This is a genomic window from Shewanella alkalitolerans, assembly GCF_019457575.1.
Taxonomy (GTDB): domain Bacteria; phylum Pseudomonadota; class Gammaproteobacteria; order Enterobacterales; family Shewanellaceae; genus Shewanella; species Shewanella loihica.
The window spans coordinates 3,210,851-3,235,912 of the sequence record NZ_CP080422.1 but is presented as its reverse complement, the minus strand read 5'-3'; the positions used below and the strand labels follow the sequence as shown (position 1 = coordinate 3,235,912).

20 protein-coding genes are annotated in these 25,062 nt (G+C 51.1%); 12 read left to right on the top strand and 8 right to left on the bottom strand.

All coding sequences use genetic code 11. From position 1 onward, the window contains the following. Window positions 1-97: 97 nt before the first annotated feature. From xni to K0J45_RS14140, 4 genes are all read right to left on the bottom strand, one after another. Complete coding sequence (gene xni, locus K0J45_RS14155; RefSeq protein ID WP_220043028.1) at window positions 98-868, bottom strand: flap endonuclease Xni; 771 nt, start codon at window positions 866-868, stop codon at window positions 98-100. 18 nt (window positions 869-886) lie between these two features. Next, window positions 887-2,239, bottom strand: a complete 1,353-nt coding sequence (gene ppnN, locus K0J45_RS14150) for a nucleotide 5'-monophosphate nucleosidase PpnN (RefSeq protein WP_220043027.1) — start codon at window positions 2,237-2,239, stop codon at window positions 887-889. Window positions 2,240-2,314: 75 nt separating this feature from the next. Continuing rightward, complete coding sequence (locus tag K0J45_RS14145) at window positions 2,315-3,871, bottom strand: GGDEF domain-containing protein (RefSeq protein WP_011866551.1); 1,557 nt, start codon at window positions 3,869-3,871, stop codon at window positions 2,315-2,317. Between the two features lie 191 nt (window positions 3,872-4,062). Then, complete coding sequence (locus tag K0J45_RS14140) at window positions 4,063-6,219, bottom strand: tetratricopeptide repeat protein (RefSeq protein WP_220043026.1); 2,157 nt, start codon at window positions 6,217-6,219, stop codon at window positions 4,063-4,065. Window positions 6,220-6,346: 127 nt separating this feature from the next. Between K0J45_RS14140 and K0J45_RS14135 the strand changes: the two genes are divergently transcribed. Then, complete coding sequence (locus tag K0J45_RS14135; protein WP_220043025.1) at window positions 6,347-8,143, top strand: M61 family metallopeptidase; 1,797 nt, start codon at window positions 6,347-6,349, stop codon at window positions 8,141-8,143. 172 nt (window positions 8,144-8,315) lie between these two features. Here K0J45_RS14135 and rdgC read toward each other — a convergent pair whose 3' ends face one another. Beyond that, window positions 8,316-9,227 carry a recombination-associated protein RdgC gene (gene rdgC, locus K0J45_RS14130; RefSeq protein ID WP_220043024.1) on the bottom strand — a complete coding sequence of 304 codons (912 nt, stop codon included), beginning with the start codon at window positions 9,225-9,227 and terminating at the stop codon, window positions 8,316-8,318. Between the two features lie 301 nt (window positions 9,228-9,528). Between rdgC and K0J45_RS14125 the strand changes: the two genes are divergently transcribed. The 9 genes from K0J45_RS14125 to K0J45_RS14080 all read left to right on the top strand — a co-directional run bounded on the left by K0J45_RS14125 (window position 9,529) and on the right by K0J45_RS14080 (window position 19,638). Further along, window positions 9,529-10,479, top strand: coding sequence for a porin (locus K0J45_RS14125; RefSeq protein ID WP_220043023.1), 951 nt, complete (start codon window positions 9,529-9,531; stop codon window positions 10,477-10,479). 187 nt (window positions 10,480-10,666) lie between these two features. Beyond that, a complete protein-coding gene (gene phoB / locus K0J45_RS14120) occupies window positions 10,667-11,356 on the top strand; it encodes a phosphate regulon transcriptional regulator PhoB (RefSeq protein WP_041406681.1) in 690 nt (229 codons plus the stop codon). Between the two features lie 317 nt (window positions 11,357-11,673). Then, the gene (gene phoR / locus K0J45_RS14115) at window positions 11,674-12,966 is read left to right on the top strand and encodes a phosphate regulon sensor histidine kinase PhoR (protein WP_011866545.1); all 1,293 of its coding nucleotides are present in this window, start codon (window positions 11,674-11,676) and stop codon (window positions 12,964-12,966) included. A gap of 323 nt (window positions 12,967-13,289) precedes the next feature. After that, entirely contained in the window at window positions 13,290-14,261 is a 972-nt protein-coding gene (locus K0J45_RS14110; protein ID WP_011866544.1) for a PstS family phosphate ABC transporter substrate-binding protein, read from the top strand. A gap of 1,303 nt (window positions 14,262-15,564) precedes the next feature. Further along, window positions 15,565-16,479: an alpha/beta hydrolase gene (locus K0J45_RS14105; RefSeq protein WP_220043022.1), complete on the top strand. Its 915-nt coding sequence runs from the start codon at window positions 15,565-15,567 to the stop codon at window positions 16,477-16,479. Between the two features lie 128 nt (window positions 16,480-16,607). Beyond that, window positions 16,608-17,024 carry a hypothetical protein gene (locus K0J45_RS14095; protein WP_220043021.1) on the top strand — a complete coding sequence of 139 codons (417 nt, stop codon included), beginning with the start codon at window positions 16,608-16,610 and terminating at the stop codon, window positions 17,022-17,024. An 89-nt stretch (window positions 17,025-17,113) separates the two neighbouring features. Then, window positions 17,114-17,650, top strand: coding sequence for a nucleotidyltransferase family protein (locus K0J45_RS14090; RefSeq protein WP_220043020.1), 537 nt, complete (start codon window positions 17,114-17,116; stop codon window positions 17,648-17,650). A 264-nt stretch (window positions 17,651-17,914) separates the two neighbouring features. After that, window positions 17,915-18,331, top strand: coding sequence for an SRPBCC domain-containing protein (locus K0J45_RS14085; RefSeq protein ID WP_220043019.1), 417 nt, complete (start codon window positions 17,915-17,917; stop codon window positions 18,329-18,331). 374 nt (window positions 18,332-18,705) lie between these two features. Then, entirely contained in the window at window positions 18,706-19,638 is a 933-nt protein-coding gene (locus tag K0J45_RS14080; RefSeq protein WP_220043018.1) for an alpha/beta hydrolase, read from the top strand. Window positions 19,639-19,649: 11 nt separating this feature from the next. Here the strand turns inward: K0J45_RS14080 and K0J45_RS14075 are convergent, their stop codons facing one another. Then, entirely contained in the window at window positions 19,650-20,558 is a 909-nt protein-coding gene (locus tag K0J45_RS14075) for a collagenase (RefSeq protein ID WP_434086938.1), read from the bottom strand. A 202-nt stretch (window positions 20,559-20,760) separates the two neighbouring features. Here K0J45_RS14075 and K0J45_RS14070 point away from each other — a divergent pair, with 202 nt between their 5' ends. Then, window positions 20,761-22,581 carry a M1 family metallopeptidase gene (locus tag K0J45_RS14070; RefSeq protein ID WP_220043017.1) on the top strand — a complete coding sequence of 607 codons (1,821 nt, stop codon included), beginning with the start codon at window positions 20,761-20,763 and terminating at the stop codon, window positions 22,579-22,581. A gap of 892 nt (window positions 22,582-23,473) precedes the next feature. Here K0J45_RS14070 and K0J45_RS14065 read toward each other — a convergent pair. After that, on the bottom strand, window positions 23,474-23,962 hold the full coding sequence (locus K0J45_RS14065) for a glutathione peroxidase (protein ID WP_220043016.1): 489 nt from the start codon (window positions 23,960-23,962) through the stop codon (window positions 23,474-23,476). Window positions 23,963-24,261: 299 nt separating this feature from the next. Between K0J45_RS14065 and K0J45_RS14060 the strand changes: the two genes are divergently transcribed. Next, the gene (locus K0J45_RS14060; protein WP_220043015.1) at window positions 24,262-24,795 is read left to right on the top strand and encodes a YfaZ family outer membrane protein; all 534 of its coding nucleotides are present in this window, start codon (window positions 24,262-24,264) and stop codon (window positions 24,793-24,795) included. A gap of 88 nt (window positions 24,796-24,883) precedes the next feature. On the opposite strand, the gene K0J45_RS14055 is transcribed toward K0J45_RS14060, so the two are convergent. Beyond that, entirely contained in the window at window positions 24,884-25,054 is a 171-nt protein-coding gene (locus K0J45_RS14055; protein WP_190272391.1) for a hypothetical protein, read from the bottom strand. Window positions 25,055-25,062: the final 8 nt, after the last annotated feature.

Sequence of the window (25,062 nt, the reverse complement as noted above, 5' to 3'; positions counted from 1 at the left end):
CAACATATTGCTTACAATATAAAGCAGATGAAAAAGGTATGGTAGTACCGTTATTGCTTACAGGTGCGAGAACGTCAACAAATAAGTAAGCGAATGTTTACGCCTTGGCCGTCTGCTCAACCCTGAAGTTCGCCAGGCGGGTGTTGAGTGGGATGTCGGTCTGCAGTTGCACCAGTTTATAGCTCAATCTCGCTAGCGCGCGTCCCTCTTCGAGCTTCTTAGCCTGCTTAGCGCCTATCTTATCCAGGGAGGCGTATACGTTGGCCAGGGTGCGGAAGGTTTTCAGCAGCTCGCAGGCCGATTTAGGGCCGATACCCGGGATGCCGGGGATCTTGTTGCCGCTGTCGCCCGCCATGGCGAGAAAATCGATGAACTGACTCCTATCGACGCCGAGCTGACGCTCGCGATCTTCTATGGTAATCGCCTGCTGATTGAAGTGATCCCACAGCTGTATCTGGGGGGAGAGCAGCTGGGTAAAGCCCTTGTCGGTGGAAACGATGATCGCCTCTCCCTTGGCCTGTACCATCTTGCTGGCCAGGGTGGCGATAACATCATCGGCCTCGGCTATGGCGTCGATGGAGTGAAAGCCACGCTCGGCGAGGTGCTGCTTAAGGGCGGGCAGCGCCTGACTCAAGGCCTCTGGCATGGGCTTGCGCCCCTTCTTATAGTCGTCATAGAGCTTCTTGCGCCAGGAGATGGCATCGCCATCCCACACCAGGGTGACATGGCTGGGGTTGTGTTTGCTCAGCAGCTTACGGCAGGCGGAGGTGACCCGTTCTGGCAGGCCATTAACATCGTTCTCGTTAGGCTGGGCGGCGTGGATGCGCCGCACCAGGTTGAGTCCATCTATGATTAAAAATCGGTTCATCTTGTCTCTAACATAGGGTTAAGTGGCGATCCGATAGCAGGGGACATAGGCACTGCCGGGCAGCTTCATGCGCTGCTGATCCACAAAGGCCTGCAGTAGGGTGTCCATCAATTTCATCAGCTGCTTATCGCCCCTAAGCTCGAACGGACCGGAGCGCTCTATCTCTCGCATGGTGTCCATCTTGACGTTGCCCGCCACTATACCAGAAAAGGCGCGTCTCAGGTTGGCGGCCAGATCCGCCTTGTTGGGCTGGAAGTAGAGGTTGAGGTTGTTCATGATCTCATGATCCGGCACGAAGGGCAGCTGAAACTCGGGCTCTATCTTCAACGACCAGTTGTACTGGTAGGAGTCGCCCGTGTCCCTGCGATGCTGCTTGATGACCGTCATGCCATGGCTCATGATCCTCGCGACCCGCACAGGATCATCGATGACGATCTCATACTTGCTCTGGGCCTCTTCGCCCAGAGTAGCAGCGACAAACTCATCTATCTTGGTAAAGTAATCGGCGCTCTCCCTCGGGCCTGTGAGCACCAAGGGGAAGGGGATATTGGCATTTTCCTTGTTGAGCAAGATCCCCAGCAGGTAGAGCAGCTCCTCGGCGGTGCCGGCGCCACCGGGAAAGATCACTATGCCGTGTCCCAGGCGCACGAAGGCCTCGAGGCGCTTCTCGATATCGGGCAAGATCACCAGCTCGTTGACTATCTGGTTGGGGGGCTCGGCGGCGATGATACTGGGCTCGGTCAGACCCACATAGCGGGCGGTGCGCACCCGCTGCTTGGCATGGCCGATGGCGGCGCCCTTCATGGGGCCCTCCATGGCACCCGGGCCGCAGCCGGTACAGATATCCATGCTCCGCAGGCCCAGCTCGTAACCTACCTCTCGGGTGTATTGGTATTCGTTTTCATCTATGCTGTGGCCGCCCCAGCAGACCACTAGGTTGGGATCCTGACGGGGGATCACCTGGGCGTTTCTCAGTATGTCGAACACCACGTTGGTGATATGGCTGGAGTTGGTCAGGTTGATATGTTTCAGGTTGTCGTAGCGATCGCTGAGGTAGACGATATCCCTGAGGACGGCAAACAGATGCTCCTGGATCCCGGCGATGATGTTGCCATCGACGAAGGCGGCCTCGGGGGGATTGACCAGCTCTATCTTGATGCCGCGCTCGCGTCTGAGCACGTTGATATTGAAGTTGCTGTACTGCTCAAACAGGGTGCAGGCGTTGTCGCTCTTTAATCCTGAGGCGAGCACCGCCAGGGAGCAGCTGCGAAAGAGTTGATAGAGTTCACTGCTAGCGTTTTGCTTGAGGCGATCAACTTCCAGCTGGGAAAGTTGATCCATACTGCCTCTGGGACTGATATTGACGATCATGGCGACTCCTTAGCAGTAGACCCAAAGCCATGACACCGGGGAAAAGGGTGGAAACTCCTGGGGAAGGCCCCAGGATTAGGCGTCAATAATCACTCTGTCTCTGCTTTCATGTTTGGCCTTGTAGAGTGCTGCGTCGGCGCGTTCGAAGGTTTCGCTTATCTGCTCGTTTTCAAGAATTTGTGCAGCACCTATTGATACTGTAACTGTAATTCTCTGATTTTTAAACTTAAAGGGAATATTTTTTACTTTCTCCCTCACGCGATTCAACAGCTGCTCTATGTCGTTGGCCGACACATCCGGAATGAGGAGGACAAATTCTTCACCGCCGTAACGGGCCACAAACTCAGATTCACGCAGGGAGTTTTTCAGCGCCATGGCGATCACCTGTAGCGTCTTATCCCCAGTGCTGTGGCCGAAGTTATCGTTGATGGATTTGAAGTGATCTATGTCGGCAACCGCCACCCAAAGCGGATGACGATGACGTTGATAGTTGCGGAACTCCTGCTCCATACGCTCTTCCAGCGCCGCGCGGTTGGGAAGCTGGGTAAGGGTGTCGAGCAGGTTGAGTTTTTGCTGTTCGAACAGACGCTCTTTGTAGGCGTTGGCTTCTTTGCTCAGCTCGTTGAGCTCGTCGCGCATCGTCTCCATCGACTTGCGCAGCATCGCCTGTTCGCGCTGCTCCAGCGCCTCCTTGCGCCCGAGGGCGGTGCGGATAGAGGCGAGTTGCTCTGTGACCTGCAACTTGAGGTGGTCTATGTCATCTATGTCTATGATGGCATCGCCAACATTGTCGACCCGCGAGTTGATCTCACGGTTGAGCTGTTTCTTCAGCTGATAGCTGCGCTGGTTACTGTTGTAGGAGTCATTCACCACCTCACGCACCGCAGATAGGGCATCGTTAAGGGCGTAGAGGAACTCCTGAGAGGCGCTCTTTTCCAGCGCAATATTTTCCAGCAGCAGGGAGAGTATGGTCTGATAGGCGTCGATAAGACCGTCGACATCAATTTCGGCGGCCAGGTAATCCTTGATTACCAGTACCTGATCGCGCTGATCCTTACGAAACTCTATCTCAGAGATCATCTGCGCCAGCTCGTGGGCCAGCTGCCTGTGTTTAGGCAGAACTTCTAGCTTGTCGCCCTGGCTGAGCTGCTCATGCATGATGGCTTCGAAGAAGCCCACCAGGCGCTCTACCTTAGGAAAGTAATCCCAGTAAGTATGAAACGGCTTGCCGAGATCTTGCTTGTAGTAGGCGATCTCTTTCTTGAGTTTGTCCGGTACCGAGTCCACACGCTGTAGCTGACGGATCACCTTGGCGAGGCTGGCGCGGCCATCTTCGAGCTGCCCCATCACATGGTGGTACTGCTGCTTGAGTAGCTGCTCGACCTCGAGCAGGTCCGGCAAGACCTCGTCGATATGTTCGACGTTGATCAGGTTGTGGCGCAGCTTGGCCAGCTTGTTGTCCAGCTCTATGCTCTGACCCTTACAGGCGAGGCTGAGGTGACCGATAAATTGCAGCAGTGAGCTCTGGCTCTGGGCCTTCTGATCGTTGAGTTCGGCCAAGGCGATTTTGGCAGAATGGAGTTTCTGCTGAAGGAGCGATACCTGGGAAAGGCTTGTCATAGCGTCTTTCATTCTAGACCTTATCAATAAGCTTCAGCGTCAGTTGATGGAAGAAACTTCTATATTGTAAAGCAGTTAGAAGTTGCCGAACAATTTTACCATTGGCTAATGGAGACCTATTTGAGGCCAATGGTATCCGATCTCGTAGGTTATGCAAATGTACCGTCGAGGGTATGTGACCCAAGCAGGATACTTTTGTGAAATTATGTGGGGTCTGCATCGTTCGCTCCCTGCCATTTGGGCCATTGGATGAGTGCCTTATTCTCATTGCATTCGACCTTAACCAATCCTCGGCTGATCCCTTTTTCCAAGTGTAAGTATAGCGGGTTAGACAAAATTGCTGCCGGCGCAAAATTCAGTGGTGTGATACTGACATAACAATCTTTTTGCGTGCCCAGACTCATGGCACCAGCTACTAACATCTGCAGCACGTTGAAGTAGGTGTCCGGCGTCACTTTGATGTCCGGATTGCCAAGAAGCGGTACCTTGATGCAGCCCAGCTTGAAATGAGTGCCCTGGCTCTGTGGCTGGTCATCGAGCAAGCTGCGGATCCGCTCTAGTAGTGCTTGATGGGCGTTTACCTCGTTAAGCGTCAGTAGGATAAGGCCCGGACGAATAAGATAGGCCTCTCCGGCTAGGCCTCGGCTCAGGGTGTCCATCAGACGCGCGGTGGCCTCGAGATAGGTATCGTTGCCCAGGTTGAGATCCAGCGTGTGGCCGTCATCGAGAGAGAGCAGCGCCAGCTGGGCAATCTCATTTTTCTGCCCCATGCGGGCGATGAAACCGTGATAGCCAGGCAGTTGGGTGATGGGTTCCTGATTTACCTTCTGTTTTAGACTAGCCAGTTGCCTTTTCAACTTACTCTTACCGCGCCACTGGTTGATGCCGGCCAGCGCCAGCAGCAGACTCACGATAAAGATGATGCTGGCGGCCAACCTGAACTGATGGGCCTGCTTCTCTTGTGTCTTGTTTGATGCCTGCAGCTGACTGAGCTGCAGCTTGAGCTGCTGTTCGGCCAACACACTCGGGCTATAGTCTGAGGGCTTCTGGCTCTCGTGTTCGAGATCCTGACTCAGGGTGATTAGCTGCTCCAGCGCTGCCAGGGCCTTGTCGATGTCGCCCAGTTCCTTCAAGGCGCGGGTCTTATATTGCAGCGCCTCAAACATCTGCTCCGGCAGTTTCTTCTCCCGGGCTAATACGAAGGCCTTGGCGGCATAGGCGTTGACCATGCTCCAGTCGCCGAGTTGGCTGGCCACCTGGGCGATCAGCAGATCGTTATAGATCAGGTAGTGTTTGCTCTTCTTTTGCAGGAATAAGCCGTTAGCCTTGATAAGGTTAGTCAGGGCGCGCTTGGGTTCCTTGTTGTTGAAATAGGCTTCGCCCAGGTTGTGCAGGTTAAGAGCCTGGGCGGTCAGGTTGCCGCGTCTGACGTCTATCTGCTGGGCATTGAGGTAGTAATCGATCGCCTGATTCCAGCGCTCCTGCTCGCCATACACCATGGCGATCACCGTCATGGCGCTAGATAGATAATTGTCTTTCCCCACCTTAGTGAAACCGTCGGCGGCCTTGTGGGCGTAGGTCAGGGCCTCATCCCAAGACTTGAGATCCCGATAGACGCGGGCCAGGCGCAGCGACAAGATGGCGTTGAGGAAAGGCTTGTCCAGCCCCTCGGCCAGACGGATCGCCTCAGTGTAATGTTGCAGCGCCTTGGCAAACTGCTCATCGCCGCTGTAGTAGTGCCCCAGCGTCGACTCGGCCTTGGCGATCAGATAGTCGTCTCTGAGCTGATAGGCCAGCTCGCGATACTGATTGAGGTGGGTGAGGGCGGCGTTCTTCTGTAGCGTGATGCGGTAGAGGTCGCCAAGCTGATAATGAATGTTGTGTAGCAGCAGCTGAGTCGGCAGATCTTCGCTGGCCTTGAGCTGAGCCAGCGCCTGCTGATAGTAAGTGATCGCCTGCTGGTAATCTTGCTTATCCCGGCCTGTCTTACGCCCCTGAAGCATCAGCAAGTAAGCCCTGTCGTAGGGAGTGTCGGCGACGATCTCAAGTTGGGTCATCACCTGCTGCGCCTTCTCCATGGCATCATCGACCCCTATACCCGGCTCCAAGTAGACACGCGCAAGCCACTGTAGCTGCTGCTCTAGCTCCTGGCTACTGAAGCCCTGGGTATCGGCGAGGTGATTGAATTCCACTTCGCTGGCAAATTCGATGGGAAAGGAGAGGCTGGCGATGGCGTCTTGGTAAAACTCGGGGGCCGACTCTTTAAACTTAACCTCTTTGCTGATCAATTGGCTGAAGGCTGCATTGACCGAGGTCGCACAGCAAAAGAACAGCAGCAGACTGTAGAGAAATACGCGCATTTTCGTAGCATCACCGAGCCGCAGGCGGGCATATTATGTTTTTAGAATTCTGTCCGCAGTGAGAGGGATAAATCGGGTTATACTGACGAACTTCACATTACAACTATGATAACAGAAGGAAGCCAGAGTGAAACTAGCTGTACCCTTGATTTTGATTTTTAGTCCTTTTTTCCTGTCTCAAGCTCACGCAGATGTTAATTACCGGATCGATCTCAGCCAGCCTCAGCATCACCTGGCCAAGGTGGAGGTCGATTTTCCCCGCAGCGAGGCCAAGCAGCTTAGTGTGAATCTACCCGTATGGCGCACCGGCAAGTATCAGGTGTTGCCCCTGGGGGATGCGATTCGTCATTTCAGGGCCGAAGATGAGTCTGGCAAGGCGCTAGCGTGGCAACGCAGCGCCAGCGGCGAATGGCAGGTGAAACTGAGCCAGCCGACTCAGGTCAAGGTTACCTATCAACTCTATGCCAACAGCCTGGGGCAGAGAGTGAGCCATATCGACGCCTCCCATGCCTATTTGGATGCCAGCGGCGTATTTGTCTATAGCCCAGAATTTCGCGATCAAAAGGTAAATGTATCGCTAAAAGTACCCGATACTTGGCGCAGCTACTCGGGCATGGCGTCGAAGGATGCTCATCTATTTATCGCCGACAACTATGATGTGCTGGTGGATTCGCCCATAGAGACGGGCATCAGCAAGCACAGAGCCTTTTCGGCAGACGGCCGTGACTACGAGCTGGTGGTCTGGGGCGAGGGTAACTATGATCTCGATAAGATGGTGGAAGACCTTACCAAGCTCAGCGGACAGGCCAAGGCGATTTGGTCTGGCTACCCCTTTAAGCGCTATGTCTATATGGTGCACGCCACCAGTGGTGCCAGCGGCGCGACCGAGCACCTGAACTCAACGGTTATCCAGCGCCCACGCTTTAGCTTTCGTGAGCGCAAAGATTACCTCGGCTTTATCAAGACGGCTTCCCATGAATTTATTCATACCTGGAACGTGAAGGCCTATCGCCCTCAGGGGCTGGTACCTTACGATTATCAGCAGGAGGGGATCACCGAGCTTTTGTGGATCGCCGAGGGCTCGACCAGCTATTTTCAGAGTCAGCTGCTGCTACGTGCCGGCGTGATCACCCCAACGGAGTTCCTGGAAGATCTGGCCAGGCGTATCACGCGCAACGAGCAGACTCCGGGGCGGGAGGTGCAGTCTGTCGCCGAGGCCAGCGCCGGTCAATGGGTGGCCGGTGGCGGCGATTATGCCCAGAACCACAGCAGTAACATCTATGCCGAAGGCTATCTAACCTCGCTGGCACTGGATTTTAGTCTGCTGAGCGACACCTGCCTCAAGACCTCCTATCGGGAGCTGCATGCCAAACTGTATCAAGATTATAAGCTTCCGGTGGGATACCAAGTTAGCGATGTGCAGCAGATTCTGCGTGAACTGTCGGGCAAAGATTATGGCGACTGGTGGCAGCGTCATGTGAACAGCCCGCTGGTGCTGGACTATGACGCCTTACTGGCCAAGGCGGGACTGAAGAAAGATTATGGCAGTGAAAATAAGGCGATCGCCTATGCCGGCATGCTGACCCGCGAGGGTAGTTTAAGACTCAGCCATGTGAAGCGTGAGGGACCGGCCTGGCGCGCAGGCATAGTAGCTGGCGATGAGCTGGTGGCGATAAATGGCCTTAAGGTCACCGCCAAGGGCTTTGGGGCGCGCATCAAAGACTTTGCCCCGGGCGATAGCGTCAAGGTGACGCTTTTTAGTAACGATACCCTAAAAGAGGTGGCGCTGACGCTGGCGGAGCAGCCCAGTGAGAAGCTTAAGCTCGTTAGCGTCGATAAGCCGAGCCGGAAACAGAAAGCCTTCTTCGAGGCTTGGCTGGGAATTGATTGGCCCTTCGATGGCGAAGGTAAGCTGAAAAAATAAGATTCAAACGTCGCCTTCCTTGTCTCGCGGCAGGCGTATTGAATGCCATACGTATGAACGCATGAATGCTGAACCCATGAACAAAAAAACCACCCGCTTGGGTGGTTTTTTATTCATGGGAACTTAAAAGTTAGTCTCTCAAGCCGGCAAGAATCTTAGCTTATAGGCTAGCTTACAGACTATCTTCCAGGCCGCCCAATACTTCGACTAGCGAGTTCATCAAGGCGATCAGCTCGCTGCCCATTAGGGCAAAGTCGGCGTCCAGACGCGCCAGTGGATCTTCTGTGCCCACCTCGTCGTTGTGCGCCCTAAACTCTTCCGAGAACTTCAGGCGTTTGATGCCTGCATCTGACTGCAGCACGAAGGCGATAGACTGGCCGAAATGCAGCGCCAGCTTATGCACCTGCTTATCCACCTCAAGATGCGCCAGCACCTCGTTTTCGGTCAGATCTTGCTGTTTAAAGCGTACTATGCCGCCTTCATCTGAGTCTGACTTAAGCTCGGCTTCATCCTGCATCTCAAACGGCGCAGGCGCGCTGTTGCTCTTGAGCCATTCGGTCAGCTGGGCTTCGATTGGCGTCTTGAAGCTCATAGGGATCACTGGCAGCGAGCCTAGCGCCTTACGCAGTAGGGCCAGTAACTCTTCTGCCTTGGTGGCGCTTGATGAGTCCACCAGGATCATCTCAATCTCAGGCAATATCAACGCGTGGATCTGGCTGCGACGAGAGAAGGCGCGTGGCAATAGCGTGGTGGTGATCTCCTCTTTAAGCGCATCTTTCTCTTTCTTGGCTAGCTTGCGGTTTTCTTCGGCTTCGATCTGCGCCACTTTCTCTTCCAGGGCTTCTTTTACCACCTGAGAAGGCAGGATCTTCTCCTCTTTGGTGGCACAGATTAGGTGTCTGTTCTCGGCGCTATGTACTAAGGTGTGGCCGAGTTTACCCAGTGCTTTAGAGAAGCCGAACTTGCTGATGTCCTGGCTTGAGCAGGGAGAAAAGGTAAAGTCTTCCAGTGACTTCTCTAGCGCTTCGGTATCGACAGAGAAAGGTTTATTAAAACGATATACGGTAAGATTCTTAAACCACATGATAGGCGCTCAATCAAAAATAAAGCCGCAGTGTAAGCCATTGTTGGGCGCGGGTAAACCGCTAACAATCTTCCTCAAAATGTCACAAATATTGCTCAAGTGACATAATTCATCAAACTGTAATATTTCTTTTTATCACCTCGAAGCGCCCATATCGCCTGGGTTTGTGGCCAGGGGGCGTAGTTCATATTATCAAATTTATCCAGTTGCTAAATCGATGAAATAAAACTGCAACATAAAAGTTGCACACTTTCGGCCGTCCAAACCAATAACCAAGACGAACAAACGTCGAAAGGATTAAATGATGAACGTTTTTTGTAAAACACTACTCGCTTCTGCGCTAGCAACTGCCACTCTCGCTTCTGCACACGCTGCAGAGCCATTGACTGTTTACGGCAAACTAAACGTAACGGCTCAATCTAACGATGTAGATGGTGATGCAACGACGACTATTCAGAGCAACGCTTCTCGTTTTGGCGTGAAGGGTGCTTTCGAGCTGAGCAGCTCACTTGAAGCTTTCTACACTGTTGAGTATGAAGTGGACACAGGTGATGCGGCTAAGGAAAACTTCTTGGCTCGTAACCAGTTCGTTGGTTTAAAAGGTAACTTCGGTGCTTTCTCTGTGGGTCGTAACGACACCATGCTGAAGCAATCTCAAGGTAAAGTTGACCAGTTCAACGACCTGTCTGGTGACCTGAAGCACCTGTTCAAAGGTGAAAACCGTATCGAGCAGACTGCGACTTACATGACTCCATCTTTCAGCGGTTTCAAAGTAGGTGTGACTTATGCTGCTGAAGGCGCTAGCTCACAGTATGGCCAAGACGGTTTCAGCGTTGCCGCTATGTACGGTGATGCTAAGCTGAAGAAGTCTGCTATCTTCGCTTCTATCGCTTACGACTCAGACGTTAAAGGCTATGAAGTTGTTCGCGCTACTGTTCAAGGTAAGATCGCTGGCCTGAAGATTGGTGGTATGTACCAGCAGCAGGAAGAGACTTACAAGAAAGACGGTACTGCCGTTGTTGGTGCTGACAGCAAGACAGGTTACCTGGTAAGCGCTGCTTACACTATCGATGCCGTAGTACTGAAGGCTCAGTACCAAGACATGGAAGACAAAGGTGATTCTTGGTCAGTGGGTGGTGACTACAAGCTAGGCAAGCCAACTAAACTGTTTGCCTTCTACACCAACCGTGATTTCGAAGGTGTTGACACTACCGATAAATTCTTCGGTCTGGGTCTAGAACACAAGTTCTAAGTTATTGATAAATAACTTTCACTCGCCAGTCGAGTGCTGACTAAAGGGAGGCTTATGCCTCCCTTTTTGATGTAAGATTTATGACAAAATAAGCTGTTTTATGACAAACTAGCCCTGCGGTTTCATAATTTTGTAATAAAAAAGACCAATAATGGACACGTGGGAATTCACAGATAGAAGATCGCATATGACTGCTAGGATTTTGATAGTTGAAGATGAGCTGGCCATCCGAGAGATGTTAGCTTTTGTTTTAGAACAACATGGATTTACGACAACTACAGCAGAGGATTTCGACTCAGCATTGGATATGTTGTCAGAACCTTATCCAGATTTGGTGTTGCTCGATTGGATGTTCCCGGGCGGCAGTGGTATCCAGCTGGCCAAGAAACTGCGCCAGGATGAGTTTACCCGTCACATTCCCGTTATCATGCTGACGGCTCGTGGCGAAGAGGAAGACAAGGTGAAGGGGCTCGAAGTGGGCGCCGATGACTATATTACCAAGCCTTTCTCGCCCAAAGAGCTGGTGGCACGCATCAAGGCGGTAATGCGCCGTGCGGCACCAACGGCACTGGAAGAGCCGATAGACGTACAAGGATTGGTACTCGACCCTGTGAGCCACCGCGTGACCGTGGGCGATCAGGTACTGGAGATGGGCCCGACCGAGTTCAGGTTGCTCCATTTCTTCATGACCCATCCAGAGCGCGTCTACAGCCGTGAGCAGCTGCTAGACAATGTCTGGGGTACCAATGTGTATGTCGAAGACAGAACCGTCGATGTGCATATTCGTCGCCTGCGTAAGGCCGTCGAGCCATCGAATCACGACCGTTTGATTCAAACCGTTCGTGGTGCGGGCTACCGTTTCTCGACCCGTCTCTAGGGCCAAATTTCTTTGTGGTTTAAGATTCATCTAAACAGGTTTTGATTGCATGGCTTGGGGTTTGTAACGATAGACTGCTAGCCGGCAAGAATGCACAGACGCTGTTTAGATGAACCCTAGGGGCCGCGCCTCTTGTGTCTTTATTTATCAGCCATCCCATGTCTGTGTACATCATTGCTTCAGACATGGACTGCTGGGGAAAAACGCAAAAGATCGCCGCAGAAACAAACAGCAAGGGTCGATAGATCCAAGCAAATTGATAGGCACAAGCGGCAAATTAAGCTATCTTGTGCCCATTCGCTCACTATGGCTTATCTATGTTTGATTCATATTCAGGGTATCAACTACTCACTCGATTAGTGATATATCTACTGCTCTGTCTTGCCGTTGGATTACTCATAAATCAGGTGCTGTGGATCATGTTGCTGGGCAGTATCGCCCTGCTCATTTGGCACTATAAACAGATCTCAAGACTCAACTATTGGCTGTGGCGCGATAAGCGGCTGACGCCCCCCAACGGCAGTGGCAGTTGGGAAGGGGTGTTCAACGGTATCTACCGTTTGCAAGGTAAAAACCGTAAACGTGTCAGTCAACTCGCCTATCTTCTCGCCCGCTTCAGACAAGGGGCTGAGGCGCTACCCGATGCGGCCGTGGTGCTCGATTCAGAGAACAACATCGCCTGGTGTAACAAGCTTGCCCAGCTCATGTTAGGCCTGGTGTGGCCCCAGGATAACGGTCAGCGGATCGACAACCTTATCCGTCACCCCGACTTCTCCAAATACCTCAAGCAGGCCGATTTCGACGAGCCGTTCGAACTTATCGACACCCAGAGTGATAGCCGGATCCTGGAGATACGTATCATGGGCTATGGTTCGGGGCAGCGGTTATTGATTGCCCGCGACATCACTCGTATTCGCCAGCTCGAGGGGATGCGTAAGGAGTTTGTGGCCAACGTTTCTCACGAGCTCAAGACGCCGCTGACAGTATTGCAGGGTTACCTGGAGATGATGCAGGGGATGGCCGAGCCAGACTCGCCTAACGCCAAGGCGATGTCGCAGATGCAGCAGCAGACCAACCGCATGCGTTCCATGGTGGAGCAGCTGCTGGTGCTGTCGCGCATCGAAGATGGCAGCGCGGTTAATCTCGAGACCAAGGTGAACATGACAGTGCTCATGGAGACCCTCAAAGAGGAGGCGCAGGCGCTGGCCTTGGGGCAGTATGAACTGTCTATCGAGGCGGATCCCGGCCTGAATCTCTATGGCAGCGAGGTGCAGCTTCGCAGTGCCTGCTCTAACCTGGTGTCGAACGCCATTCGTTATACCGAGCCCGGCGGTAAGATCAGCATTCGCTGGAAACGTGTGCCTATGGGGGCCGAGTTTAGCGTGACTGATACCGGCGAGGGTATAGCGCCGCAGCATCTTACCCGTCTGACCGAACGCTTCTACCGGGTCGATAGCGCCCGCTCGCGCCAGAGTGGCGGCTCGGGATTGGGTCTGGCCATCACCAAACATGCGCTGCATCATCACCAGAGCGATCTCACCATAGAGAGTAAACTCGGAGTGGGCAGCCGCTTTAGCTTCATCATCCCTAATCATCTGCTCGACCTTTAGCGGTTTGATGTGAGGTATTAGACGGCTGAAGTTTGATACTAGTCGGATTGCATAGATTAAACGCCGTCGATAATGACGGCGTTTTTTATGGGCCTTATTTCATGGCGGCTAGGCTATGGAAATCGCAGTCAGCCATGACGCAAACTTGACGATTTGATGTCAAACTTAATATGGCGATGCTAAAAAGCGCATTTGCGGCAAATTAATTTGTCATTGTCATCTAAGTGTCACATCACAGTCATAGACTTGTCACTGTTGCGATTGATACTGGCTGCAACTTAAATGAAACGAGTAAGCAAGTCCGCTTAACACTGGAGCATAGAATGAAACTTAAACAGCTTGTCGGTGCGGTGAGTTTAACAGCCGCTAGTGTATTCTCAGCAGCCTCTATGGCCGCTCTTGATCCATCACTGCCAACTTATGAAAAAACAAGTGGTGTATCAGGTAACCTATCTTCTGTAGGTTCAGACACTTTAGCCAACATGATGACCCTATGGGCGGAAGAGTACAAAGAAATGTACCCTAACGTTAACATTCAGATTCAAGCAGCGGGTTCATCTACAGCGCCACCAGCACTGACTGAAGGTACTTCACAGTTCGGTCCAATGAGCCGTAAGATGAAGCCTAACGAAATCGAAGCATTCGAAAAGCACTACGGTTACCAGCCAACTGCTATCCGTGTAGCAATCGATGCTCTTGCAGTATTCGTACACAAAGATAACCCAATCAAGGGTCTAAGCATCGAGCAGATCGACGGCATCTTCTCTGCAACACACAAGTGTGGCGGTAGCGATGTTCAACGTTGGGGCGATGTTGGCCTGGACGGTTCTTGGGCTGCTAAAGACGTACAGCTATATGGTCGTAACTCAGTATCTGGTACTTACGGTTACTTCAAGAAGAAAGCACTTTGTAAGGGCGACTTCAAGGCTAACGTAAACGAGCAACCTGGTTCTGCATCAGTGGTTCAGTCTGTATCTCAATCACTTAACGCTATCGGTTACTCAGGTATCGGTTACAAGACAGCAGGCGTGAAAGCGGTTGCTATCGCTAAGAAAGGTACCAACTACATCGAAGCATCAGCCGCTAACGCTGCTGACGGTAGCTACCCACTATCACGTTACCTATACGTTTACGTGAACAAGCACCCTAACAAAGAGTTGGCACCACTCGAGCGCGAATTCCTACGCTTCGTACTGTCAAAGCAGGGTCAGCAAATCGTAATGAAAGACGGTTATGTGCCACTACCACGTAGTGTGACTGCGAAAGACCTAGAAAAAGCTGGTATCCGTCTGTAAGACGACAGCTTGAACTGAAAAGGCCTCCTAGTGAGGCCTTTTTTGTCTTCCAAATAAGACGATATTTTTGTTTGATTCTTGGTTGCATTCTCATTTGTTGAGTGTGGTTGAATAGCTCACCTTCATGGCAGTCTAATGCCTGCCCGGCGGGGGGCTGTACATGGAAGTACCAATGTCGCGGTCACATGGTCAGTGATGTTACTTACATCACTTTGATATTTCCCATATCCCTATGGGTCAGATGTATTGGAGCGACGTATGTGCAGGTTATTAGAGTTTATAACTCCAACCAGAGGACTAATTTGATAGGTTGTTGATGGTCAAACCATCACTGTAACTAATAGCCTGCGGCTCGCTTATGTGCAGATACATCTGCTACACGCCGTGCATCCGTCCGTGGAGGCTCGACGATGGCATCCCTGCCATCGACGTCCGCAGATGCATCAACACCCGTATCTAACGTTTCTTCGATTTGGCCGTGTTTGGGGTGAAAAGGGAATGAAAAAGCTGATTTGGTTTTGCCCCAAAGTGTGTTGACCTTGGAATGAAGGTTTGGCAATTCTATAGCTTATTTGATTAGCATTTGGTGACATGCTCATTTATTAAATGAGTTGAAGGTCGTACCTTCATCGCCATATAGCGCCTGCCCGGCGAGGGCTGTGCAGATACACCTGTGACACGCTGTGCGCCATCCTTGGCCGCTCTACGGTTTCATCCTTGAAACCGAAGGTCACCGGCGTATCTACACTTGGTATAGAACGTTTCTTCGATTTGGCCGTGTTTGGGGTGAAAAGGGAATGAAAAAGCTGATTTGGTTTTGCCCCGAAGTGAGTTGTTGGTCAGCCAGTAAATCGCAAACTTACTACTCAACAATTTCTTATCTAAGTCCTGTTTGTGCGATTCACCACAAGAAGTAGAAACTGGACAGATACACAGTCATATTTAAATTATGTGACTTTTGGGTGATTTTAAGCCTAAATTAGTGCGCGTTTTGCCGTTATTGGTAATATAACTCCCTTCAAAATCAACTGATTGCAATCCTTGTTAAGTAGATAATAGGTTTGGAAAACGAGCATGCGCGTTTTTCCAGATGGATTACTTATATGAAAAGCGGCAAAATGCTGATAAGTTCATTTTATACAAATAGTTAACTGTGTGCGTTTTCACTGGTTCAACGAGGTAAACGCGTATGCGCACTAATAAAATGTTATATCTAATTTACATCACACATCTAAACTGTATGTATATACATGAGTCTGCATTGGTATATTATTCTCCGATCTTTTAGTTATAGAGTTATAAAATGACCAACCACCTAGAAGCTGGCATCAGAGAGCTAGTCGAAGAATTTCAATCTAATGGTAAACCTTGCCCTTCAGCACAAACAATCGCTGAACGCCGGGCTGGTTATATCGGTAGTACCGCACTAGCAGGCGAGAGTCCTAAAATTGAAAGCGAATACTTAGATGTACTCAATGGTATTCCAGTTAAGATTTACAAGCCCACAAGTGAAGCGAACTTACCTATCGCGGTCTATTTTCATGGAGGTTGTTTCATCAGTGGTGGTTTTGAAACACATGATGTTCAGCTAAGACAAATTGCTCTTCTGTCCAACGCTATAGTTGTTTGCATTCAATACAGGCTGGCACCGGAACATACTTATCCAGCAGCACATGACGATGTATACCAAGCTGTGCTTGGTATTAAGGATCAAGCACATAAGTATGGTGGTGATTCAGAGCATTTGGTATTTATAGGTGATAGCGCAGGGGGGCAGTTAGCTTTGGCTACGACGCTTAGGCTAAAGAAGCTAGAACAGTGGTTACCTCGTCAGCAGATTCTTATTTATCCAATGTTGGATCCAAAAGGTAGTACGCAGAGCTACAGAGAAAACGGTTCAGATTTCATTATAACGGCAGATATGCTTCTTTCTGGTTTCGAGTTATACGCGAACTGTAGCTGTCAAGAAATTAATGAACCAGAGCTTAACCTTTTAAACGGTGACTTTAGTGGTTTGCCTACGACTACTATTATCACAGCAGAGTTTGACCCATTACGCGATGAGGGCGAGCAACTACACAAGTTGATGCTTGCACAAGGCGTTGAGGTTTACCGAGAACATTATTTAGGTGTCATTCATGGTTTCTTTCAGTTGTCTGGTGTGTGTAATTCAGCAAAGCGTTGTATCACGGCAATTGCAAACCAAATTAAAAATTAGATATAACAAACTGTTTAAGAGTGATTCGCAACGCGTGGCATTTTTATCATGCGTTGGTTTTAGTGTTTAAGGTGGTATGCGGAAGCTTCGGTATTGCGTTGCTCACACCTTAACAGGGCGTTAAGTGTATGAGACTAATTCCAACTATTTTGATTCTGCTAGCTCTCTGTTCCTGTGCCACTCACTACAGAGGTGCAGATGCTCAAATAGTAAAAGGCTTTGATGTCCTTCCTGGTCAGGCACTTTTAGTTGTAAGAGTAGAATCTACTGAGTATACGGGGAACTCCCCTTACGAATGCCCGGAAGATGTATGTATTCCTTTCTATTTTTGGTACAAATATGAAGCGGAAGTATTGGATGTAGTGAAAGGCAATTTTAATACTCAGAAGCTTTCTTTTGCCGTATTACATCATGCTAATTATGTAAAGGAAGTAACCGATGAGTGGTATATCCTCATCGAGAAATTTGATAAGAAGTCTATTGATGAGCTAGGAGTGCAATATCGTGTGGTCCAACATGACGCTAAGGCATTTTATAATGAGTAAACACTTAACAAGGCCAGCCAGTAGGACCAAAAACCGCCGCTTCGCTCTGGTTTTCGGCCCCTGCTTGGGGCGTATGGCGCAGGGCGAAAATGGAAAAAATCGTAGAACTAATAAAACAAGATCCAATCAGAGTTGAAGCACTTTACCATGTGTCTCAATTAGGTTTGCCCCAATGCTATATTGCGGCAGGTTTTGTTCGAAACTTAGTTTGGGATGCCTTACATGAATTTAGTGAGCCCACTCCTTTAAACGATGTCGATGTGATCTACTTCGACCAAGGCGAATCGACTCCAGATGCCTATCTGGTTTATGAGGCGCAGTTAAAGGTGCAGATGCCGGGGCTTAACTGGCAGGTTCGCAATCAAGCCGTTATGCACCTGCGCAATGGCGACTCTCCCTATACCAGTTCGCGGGATGCCATGGGTCATTGGCCTGAAAAGGAGACGGCTATCGGTATCAGGCAGATCGCAGACAATCAGTACGAGTGCATCGCCGCCTTCGGCTTCGAATCATTGCTGAATTGCCGCATTACGGCTAACCCCAAGCGATCCCGCGAGGCCTTTGAGCAGAGGGTCAACTCAAAAGGCTGGCTGGGCCGCTGGCCATTGCTGCATATCGCACCCTAGGGGCGCATTCACTCTCTGAAGTCTATGGCCTTAAGTCTATGCTCTTAAAGTATGGGCTTAAAGCCTGAGCTTACCGCTTAGGATTTTCGCTTAGTCACTCAAGTCTCTCCAATTTTATATTGTCTCTCCAATTTTATATAAGGTCGTCTTTAGTGCATGACCAGCCAAAAGCATGATGGCGTTATCTTTTGTCTTGGACTTCACTTACTCTCACGTTAGGTTGAATAAGCGAAACTAGATGATGATTTTTAGGGAGGGAAACCTATGAGGTTGACGATTGAAACTCAGGTGAGGGCAGGTATCGATCGGGTGTGGGCGGCATGGACCCAGGCGGAGGAGATTAAAGGCTGGTATTTTGCCAGCGACGACTGGTGCTGCCCGGTCGCAGAGCAGGCGTTAACGCCGGGCGGGCAATTTAGCTATCGTATGGAGGCCAAAGATGGCGCTATGGGGTTTGACTACTGCGGCGAGTTTACCCATGTCGCACCACAGGAGGCGATTGCTTATAGGCTGGAAGATGGCCGCGAGGTTGAGATTGCCTTTATCCCTAATGATGCCGGTGTCAGGGTGACTCAACGTTTCGAGACCGAATCCAGCTATTCTGTGGAGCAGCAGCGCCAGGGCTGGCAGGGCATCTTAGATAACTTCAGGGCCTATGTTGAGAAGTACTCCAGCGATTAGCCGTGGATCTTTTGTGTCTCGCACAGTGGTGAAATTGAGGATAAAAAAAAGCGACCCTGATGAGGTCGCTTAAGTTCCAAATTCGGAATCTAAGGATAGTTGCGCTAGAAACTATCTAAAGGGAATGATGATGAACGGTAAACACACTGATGATTAATTAAGACCTGTCACTGGGATAACTAATCGATGCAAATTCTGTTCATATTATCAGAGTGCTTTCATCGGGATTAGTTCAGAAAAATTTTTAAATATTTTTCTGTTTCTCAAAAAACCTTATTAAATCAATTAAAAACTTCATGTTTAGCACCGACTAAAGTAGGCTATTGCCTGACTCACTACTCATCTTTCGTCATCAATAAGGACATTGCGCCGACATGAAGTTCCCCCATCTGGTCACATCGCTGGCTATCTTCTTAACCTTCTCTTTGGCCAGTCAGGCGTCCTCTGCTGTAGCGGTATCCGAACAAGCGGCGCCCGGTTCTCTGGCGCCTAATTCAACGTCGCCAGCGCCTAAGGTGGAGATCCCCCGTACAGCTGTATTCGAGCTGACCGATCCCGTGAGCAAGCGCATCTATCCACTCTGGGTAAAGCTGCCGCGCTCATATCAAGCCGATAGCACGAGACATTACCCTGTGGTCTATGTCTCCGATGCGCCCTATGCCTTTCAGATTGTCTCGGGAATGACCCGCTTTCCCATGAATAGCGGCAAGATGCGTGAGGCCATCATAGTCGGGCTCTCCTATGCTAAGGGGGACAAGGGGCCGCAGAGCCGGGTGCGCGACTATACCCCCTTTTACGATTCGAGCTGGAAGCTAACAACCGGCGGTGCCAGTCACTACGCCGATTATCTAGAGACCCAGGTGTTGCCCTTCATGGCCGAGCATTATCGGGTAGATGACAAGGAGCGCACCTTTGTCGGCAACTCCCTCGGCGGCCTGCTTGGGGCCTATCTGCTACTGGAGAAGCCGAATCTGTTTGATAACTATGTGCTGGGCAGTCCGTCGGTGTGGTTTAACGGCGAGCAGCTATTATCCCTGACGGCAAAGCCGAGGGCCGATGATAAACAGGTGCGGCGAGTGTTCCTGGCGGTCGGCGCACAGGAGACGCCTGCCAAGGCGGGGATGCAACACGACATGGTGGCCGGGGCGGATAAACTCGGACGCCACCTAAGGCGCCAGTTGGGGGATAACTTGGTACTCGAGAGCCTCATCATAGCGGGGGCGCGCCATGAAACTGCCTTTCCCACCACGGCAAGCCAAGGCCTCTACTGGCTCCTGGCGCGCGATGGGGAAGGCAGTGTTCAGTAGGAAGCTTGGCTTTAAGAGGCTTGTTTAGCTGTGCTGGTGGCATTCAGCGCCTTAAGCCAGGCCTGAAACTCCGCATCCATGCTGGTGCCCCACTGCTTTACCAATGCCTGATATCTCGGGTAATCACCCTTGCGGGTAAAGCCCAGCATGGTATCTATCTTGTCTTTGTGACGCTCCATCATGAAGCGCACCGCCAGATAGCCCCAGCGATAGACGCGATCTGTGCCGCCATTTTGCTCGTAGCTGGTGTTAAACAATTCACTCAGCTCGAAGTGCTGTTTGGCGATGATGGCGATGGCCGCCGGGTTGTCGTCTCCCTGAGAGATATATTCCCCCAGCCCTTCGCTCCACCACACTAGGTGAGGCAGCAGCGGCGCCGGCTCTGGGCAATACTCGGGGGCACTATGGGAGTCGTGCAGCGAGGCGCAAAAGTCGCCATAGAGATTGAAGTGACCATCCAGGTAATGCACATACTCATGAGCCAGGTTCCAGATCTGTCCGCCGCGCTCATAGGCGACAAACTCAGCCTGATTTCCTTTTTGGTGGGGGAGTCCCTCCAGGAACATGCCGCCGTTGTCGCTGGGCACATCGAAATGCGCCGTCACATAGCGGGTATAGTCGTCGCGGCTGTGGTAGACGTTAGCGCGCATACGTTGATTGTTGTCATTGGCGACCGGCTTGCCTTGGGTGCCAAACAGCTGGTGGAACTTGGCCTCCTGCTTCTGCATCAGGGCGCAGGCCTTGGTTATCTGCTCCTGGGTGAGCGCCTGGGAGCGAATGGTGATGGTGGGGCTGCAGTCGTGGTTTTGGCTTAAGACAGCTTGCAAGGGAGCAACCGGCGAGGTTTCGCCTGCCTGTAGGGCAAAGCTGGTCAGCAGGGGGAGGGCAACCACAAAACCCATGAGAGATGATTGAGACACAGAGGTTTCCTTATTGTTATTTTTGTATAAAATATCCCAATTGTTTCACCTTCATTCGTCGAAGTCAATTTCTACGCAGATTGTATAAGCGGTCCGTATAGCCCGTTTGTAATGGCCATTTGTTTGAGTCAATCGCTTTAGGCTTTATTTAGTCAGGTCGCTCTATCGGGTGGCCATGACATTCTTGGCCTGCGGGACTAAAATGGCACCAACCCTACATCATAAAAAAGGAATCCTTGTGGTCACTCAGTGGGATAATCAACAAGATCATCATTCGTTTGCCAATGTGGACGCCCTGCGGGTCACGCATTTGAGCCTGGCCCTCGAGGTCGATTTTGCGGCGCAGCAACTCATAGGTAGCGCCAAGCTTAACTTAGACTATCGCGAGCAAGATTGCCGTGTCCTCTACTTAGATACCCGCGACCTCACCATAACCAATGTGCAGGACGAGGCCGGCAATGCCTTAATCTATCTACTGGATGAGCAAGATGTGGTGCGCGGTCAGCGACTGGCGATCGAACTGAGCTCGCCAAGCAAATGGGTCACAGTGCAGTATCACACCTCGCCCGCAGCACAGGGGCTGCAGTGGCTGTCGCCGGAGCAGACCAGCGGTAAGCAGTTGCCGTTTCTCTTCAGTCAGTCGCAGCCGATCAACGCTCGCAGCTGGATCCCTCTGCAAGACAGCCCCAAGGCGAGAATCACCCTCGACGCCAAGATCACAGTGCCGCCAGGTATGCGCGCCGTGATGAGCGCCATGAACCATGGCGATGCGCCGTTGACGGGCGAGTTTAGCTTCGAGATGGAAAAGCCTATTCCTACTCATCTGCTGGCGATTGCCGTTGGGGACCTACACTTTGGCGCCATAGGTCCGCGCACAGGCGTGTATGCCGAGCCCGAGGTGCTATCCTCGGCGGTGAAGGAGTTTGAAGATACCGAGAAGATGGTGGAGATTGCCGAGTCCCTGCTAGGCCCCTATGCCTGGGATCGCTACGACATGCTGATCCTACCGCCTAGCTTTCCCTTCGGCGGTATGGAAAACCCAAGGCTCGCCTTCATGACCCCCACACTCATCGCCGGCGATAAGAGCCTGGTCTCTACCGTCGCCCACGAGCTGGCCCACTCCTGGACGGGCAATCTGGTGAGCAACGCCACCTGGCGGGATCTCTGGCTCAACGAAGGCTTTACCACCTATTTCACCAATCGCATCGTCGAGGCCGTTTACGGTAAGGAGCTTGCCGAGCTGGAGGTAGTGCTGGAATATGGCCGCCTCAAGGAGGAGCTGGTGAGCATGCCACTCGAGGCGCAGACCCTGCCGGCCAATGTGCAGGCGGGTGACCCTAACGATGCCTTTAACCGCTTCACCTATGACAAGGCCTCCATGTTTGTTCACGAGCTGGAGCGTCGTCTGGGGCGTGACGCCTTCGACCGTTTCCTGTTCGAGTATGTGAATCATTTTGCCTTCGAGGCGATCACCACGGAAACCTTCGTCGATTACGCCAGACAGACATTGCTTGTTCAGCACGGCGATAAGATAACCGAGGCCGAGTTGCTCGAGTGGGTCTATGGCGAGGGGATGCCCGCCTGGTTCGTGCCGCCTAGCTCAGACAGCCTAGAGAAGGTCGATGCCCTGCGCGCCGCCTGGCTCGGTGGCGAGCCGATCAATAAGGCTAATACGGCCAATTGGCGGGTGCACCACTGGCAGTATTTCCTAAACAGCCTGCCCGAGGTGCTCGAGCAAGAGGCGTTGATCGACTTAGATACCAGCTTCGATTTCAGCCGTAGCACTAATGCCGAGATCGCCTGTGACTGGTATCGGGTCGCCATACGTAATCATTACGATCCTGTGTTGCTCTTCGTCGAGACTTATCTGATGAAGATAGGGCGGGGGAAGTTTGTGCGGCCACTGTATAACGAGTTGTTGCTGGCTGGCTACGGTGAGGAGCTGCGTCGCATCTATCAGAAGGCGAGGGCGGGCTACCATCCTTCGCTGTCGGTGCAGCTTGATAAGCAGCTATTGCAGTAAGACAGATCGCTTGCAGTAGAACGAAAGAATCAGGATAAAAAAATGGCAACCCAAGGGGTTGCCACAACTATCTATTTGGAGAAAGAAATCTGTGCGCTAGCGAAATTTCTTGCCTCCTGAGACCAACTCAGTCTCGAAGGGAGATGATGAACAAACAATGATGAAAAATCTGTTACATCTCTTCAGAGTCACCAATATCGAGTTAGTTCCCCAGGCCGCGACAATTAGTTAAAAAATTTTCGAAAAAGGCCGATTTTTCCCGTTAGCAGGGAAGCTAGGCGCCAAAGCGTCTAAACAGGCAAAAAAAATGGCAACCAAAGGTTGCCATGAATCAAATAAGTGTCGAGTCATAAACCTCAATGCGCTAGCGAGGTAGATGCTCTTGGGACCTAGAGGGTCACCAAAGGGAGATGATGATGAACAATGTAACTTGAGCCAGGTAAGCTTACCGAATCATTCGTTAGCTAAATTACCCAACCCGCTAATCCGTTCACTTATTCAGAGTCTCCCTTAGCAGATAAGTTCAATAAAGCTTGTAAAAAATTCAAATTTTTTTCCTATCCGTCGCCAAAGGGGCAATTTTAACCTTTTAGTATAGATGCTAGATCGTTATCTTGCCGTCGGGAATAGACATAAATTGCTCCGGGTGTTGGGCTGGAAGCTATGGGAGTTTGAATCCTAATAGATTGATATGGATGATTTTTATAAAAAAAGGCAACCAAGGAGGTTGCCTGTCGATCCATCTAGATCTAGGGGGACTGCGCTAGAAGTCCCAGGGAGAATGATGAACATGAAAAAGCAAATCTTCGCGTTCAATAATTGGAGTTTTCAAACGTTGAAAAGTTCAAAAAATAACCAAAAATGTTTGAAAATATTTCCAACATTCTCCTATCTATTTGGATTGGCTCACTAAAGCAGCAATTTTTTCTGCCAAAGATTCAGGTTTTGTGGTGGGAGCGAAGCGTTCCAGCACACATCCGTGCCCGTCGACCAGGAACTTGGTGAAGTTCCATTTGATCGATTCGCTGCCAAGCACCCCCTTGGCTTCACGCTTGAGGTAACGATACAGAGGATGAGCCTTGTCGCCGTTTACCTCTATCTTGGCAAAGAGCGGGAAGCTGACGCCAAAGTTGAGTTCGCAGAACTGACTGATCTCGCTCTCATCTCCCTGCTCCTGCTGACCAAACTGGTTGCAGGGAAAGCCGAGCACGGCAAAATGCTCAGGACCGAACTGCTCATACAGCGCCTGTAGCGCCTGATATTGAGGGGTGAAGCCACATTTACTGGCCGTGTTGACGATAAGCAGTACCTTACCTTTGTAATCCGCCATCGGCTGGGTGCTGCCATCGATGCGGGTGAGTGAAAAATCGTAAATCGACATAATAGGCGTCCTCCTGATGATGCTATAAGCCTAGCAATAAAATATATTGCGCGCAATTTAAATTGCGGTTTCGAGGTGAATGAGTTCGCAAGGGCCTAACCTGCTGCGGGTCGGCATCGAGCAGGCTTAGGTGACCTTTGTGTCTGACTCGATGGGCTTGTAAGTTCTATGGGGTGAATATGCAGCGAGTTTGTTAATAATGCCTTTAAAAACAATTTGATGAAGCATATTTAATGGTGAGCGAAAATACAGTCTGATACCCTCTTGGCCGAATAAAAACCGCATTTTAAGGGGTGAAGATGAAAACCAAATTTGCGCTACTGCTCTTAGGCTCCTTGAGCCTCACGGCCCAGGCCAACGACTTTAATCTTGGAATAAATGATGATGTGATCTCTACGGATCTGCAGATGGATCTTAATCCGTCGGCCAATCTGGTGATGGGGTATCTATATTCCAATCATGAGGGGCACACTGTCTCGGCCGCGGCCCATATGAGTCACGATGCCGGGGCACATCACTTCGAGATAGGGCCAAAGTTTTCCCATTACTGGGCGAAAAACAGCAGCAATGGCAGCGTGGTGGCGATTGGTGGTCGTTACTCGTTGGATCTGGGCTCAAACATTGCCCTTAAGACCTCGGCCTACTACGCGCCATCTGTGTTGAGTTTCGGCAGCGTCGATGGCCAGTACGAGCTGGATGGCAAGATCCAGTTTCAGGTCAACCCCAGCCTGGGGCTGTTTGCCGGTTACCGTAACATACGCCTGCAGTACGATAATCGCCCCGATAACACCTTCGACAGTGGCTTCTATATCGGCGCCAGCGCCCACTTCTAATCGGCGATTAGCAGCTCGGCAACTTGGGTGAGCGGGGTCTTACGCTCATCCAAGCTTTCATCTGAGCTAGGTATTTACTCAAGAGTGGCTAGCGCCAGATCTCTTCGTCAAACTCGTCATCATGGTCATAACGCTTTGGTTGGTTTGCCTGATGGCGACGTCTTTGCTTGCTACGCTTGTTGCGTAGCTTATCCTGGGCATCAAATTCCCAAGTGGGTGTCTGCTCCGATGCCATCTCAAATTCATCATAGTGTGACATGATCTCAC